This window comes from Archangium sp., from assembly GCF_036389735.1.
GTDB lineage: Bacteria > Myxococcota > Myxococcia > Myxococcales > Myxococcaceae > Archangium.
Map to the genome: position 1 here is coordinate 1 of NZ_DASVWK010000644.1, position 2615 is coordinate 2615.

Annotated in this window: 3 protein-coding genes and 1 pseudogene; 3 read left to right on the forward strand and 1 reads right to left on the reverse strand. The window is 67.6% G+C overall.

Annotation, left to right across the window (positions count from 1 at the left end):
- A pseudogene (locus VF794_RS22490) lies at positions 1 to 244 on the reverse strand (hypothetical protein); the annotation flags it as partial.
- Positions 245 to 293: 49 nt separating this feature from the next.
- Between VF794_RS22490 and hprK the strand changes: the two are divergent.
- The 3 genes from hprK to VF794_RS22505 form a co-directional block, all read left to right on the forward strand.
- On the forward strand, positions 294 to 1259 hold the full coding sequence (hprK, locus tag VF794_RS22495) for an HPr(Ser) kinase/phosphatase (RefSeq protein WP_331113664.1): 966 nt from the start codon (positions 294 to 296) through the stop codon (positions 1257 to 1259).
- Positions 1256 to 2119 (forward strand): RNase adapter RapZ, encoded by an 864-nt coding sequence (rapZ, locus tag VF794_RS22500; protein WP_331113666.1) that lies wholly within the window; start codon positions 1256 to 1258, stop codon positions 2117 to 2119. The genes hprK and rapZ overlap by 4 nt, the downstream gene beginning before the upstream one ends.
- Positions 2120 to 2424: 305 nt before the next feature.
- Positions 2425 to 2615: PTS sugar transporter subunit IIA (locus VF794_RS22505; RefSeq protein ID WP_414640941.1), on the forward strand; the 191-nt coding region annotated here is incomplete at its 3' end.

Genomic DNA, 2615 nt, shown 5'->3' on the forward strand with positions numbered 1-2615 from the left:
GGGCCGGCAGGGCCCAGTTTCGTGCCCCCTCGATGAACTCCCAGGCCTTCAGCCCGTAGCCGAAGACGAGCCGGTGGGCGGGCTCCAGGCTCTGGAAGACCTCGTCCGGCCAGTAGATGCCGTCATCGGTGAGGGCCGTCCATACCCGGAGTGCGGCTCCCACCCCCAGCGCCAGCACGAGGACAGCCCGGGCGAGAAGCCGCTCGGCGGGGGGGGGAACAGGGGTGGGTGTGGGGGCGGACATGAGGGTTCACCACGCAAAAAGCCCGGCGGGTGATATTCCACACCTGCCGATGAACTCAATCCGGGTCTCCCAGCTCCTCGAGGACCGTGAATACGAACTCCGGCTCACCCTGGTGGCGGGGGAGCGCGGGCTGCAGCGCCGCGTCAACTCCTCGCGCATCCAGAAGCCGGGACTGGCGCTCACGGGCTTCACCGAGCACCTCCACCCCCACCGGGTCCAGGTGTTCGGCAACACGGAGGTCTCCTACCTGCTCACGCTCTCGTCGGAGCGGCAGCGCGAGGTGCTGCACGCGCTCTTCCAGCAGGAGCTGGCGTGCGTGGTGGTGACCAAGGACCTGGAGCCGCCTCCGGTGCTGCGCGAGGCGTGTGAGCAGGCGGGGCTCACGCTCATGCGCACCCCGCTGCTCTCCAGCCAGTTCATCCAGCAGGTGCAGGCCTTCCTGGAGGAGGCCCTCACCGAGGCCAGCAGTCTGCATGGCGTGCTCATGGACGTGTTCGGCGTGGGCATCCTCCTGCTGGGCAAGAGTGGCATCGGCAAGAGTGAGATCGCCCTGGACCTGGTGATGCGCGGCCACCGGTTGGTGGCCGACGACATCGTGGACGTGACGCGGCGCCGTCAGGGCACGGTGTATGGCGCGGGCAACCCCGTCATCCGCCACCACATGGAGATTCGCGGCCTGGGCATCATCAACATCAAGGACCTGTTCGGCGTGGCCTCGGTGCGCGAGCGCAAGAAGATCGAACTGGTGATTGAATTGCACGAGTGGGACCCGCAGCAGGAGTATGACCGGCTGGGCGTGGAGGACCGGTACATGGACATCGTGGGTGTGGATATCCCGCTGTCGGTGGTGCCCGTGCGCCCGGGCCGCAACATGACCACCATCATCGAAGTGGCCGCTCGCAACCAACTGCTCAAGCAGCAGGGCCACCACTCGGCGAGAGAGTTCGCCGAGCGACTCAACCGCGCCATCGCCGAAGGGGCGACGCGCCGCTCCATGGGTGAGGAAGTCGAGTGACCGCCCCGGCCAAGCACATCGTCGTCATCACGGGCATGTCCGGCTCGGGCAAGTCCACCGTCATCCGCGCGCTGGAGGATGTCGGCTTCTTCTGCATCGACAACCTGCCGGTGCTGCTGCTGCCCAAGCTCACGGAGCTGGCCGGTGGCGGGCAATTCTCGCACCTGGCTCTGGTGGTGGATGCGCGCGAGGGCATCTTCCTCCACGAGGCGCCCCGGATCCTGGACGAGGTGCGCCGGGCGGGGCACCACATCGAGGTGCTCTTCCTGGACGCGAGCGATGAGAGCCTCATCCGCCGCTTCAGCGAGACGCGCCGCCGCCATCCGCTGGCCCCCACGGGCACCGTGGCCGAGGGCCTCCAGGCCGAGCGCGAGGCGCTCAAGGACCTGCGCGAGCTGGCCGACCAGGTCATCGACTCGTCGGTGCTCAACGTGCACGACCTCAAGCGCATGGTGCAGGCGCGCTTCAGCCCGGAGCCGGCGAGCGGACCGTCGCTGTCCGTCATGTCCTTCGGTTTCCGGCACGGGGTGCCGTCGCAGGCGGACCTGGTCTTCGACGTGCGCTTCCTGCCCAACCCCTACTTCGTCCCGGAGCTCAAGGGGCTGACGGGGAAGGACCCGCGCGTGTCCTCGTACGTGCTGGACCGCGAGGAGACGCGGCAGTTCGTGGAGAAGGTGGTGGACCTCTGCCGCTTCCTCTTCCCGCGCTACCAGAAGGAGGGCAAGGCCTACCTCACCGTCGCCCTGGGCTGCACCGGCGGCAAGCACCGCTCGGTGGCCATCGCCGAGGAGCTGCGTCAGCGGCTCGTCGGAGACCACCCGCGCGTGCAGCTGTGGGACCGCGACATCGAGAAGGAGTAGGCGTCCTCCCCCCCTGTCGTCACACCCCTGTCCACCTCGCTCTTTCTCTACAAGTGGGGGATGCTCGTTTCGTGCCTGCCTGCCCCGCTTCCCCGTCCTGCAGCCGACACCCTCTCGTTCTGTCGGCGGTGAAATCGCGGGCAATGCGTCAGGACCGGCCTTACGTTGCTTGTGGGTGGAGGGGTAGGGGAGAGTAGGGAGGCAGGCGTGGTGGGTGGAATGGGAGCGGAAACTTCTGGCGGAGGTTGCGCATCAGTCCATTCAGGCGTAGTCAGTCAGCCCTGGGGGGCTGGTGAGAGGTGAACATGGTCGGCCTCGTAGTGGCATCGCACGGACGTCTGGCGGACGAGCTGGTAGCGACCGCGGAGCAGATCGTGGGCAAGCTGCCCGCGGTGGCGACCTGTAACATCGAGCCTGGAACCTCCGTGGAGGATCTCCGGGCGAAGATGAAGCAGGCCGTGGCCGGCGTGGATCAGGGTGAGGGGGTCATCGTCAT

Excerpts from the sequence above, each read along its gene's own strand:
- hprK (WP_331113664.1), top strand. The coding sequence starts at position 294 with ATGAACTCAATCCGGGTCTCCCAGCTCCTCGAGGACCGTGAATACGAA.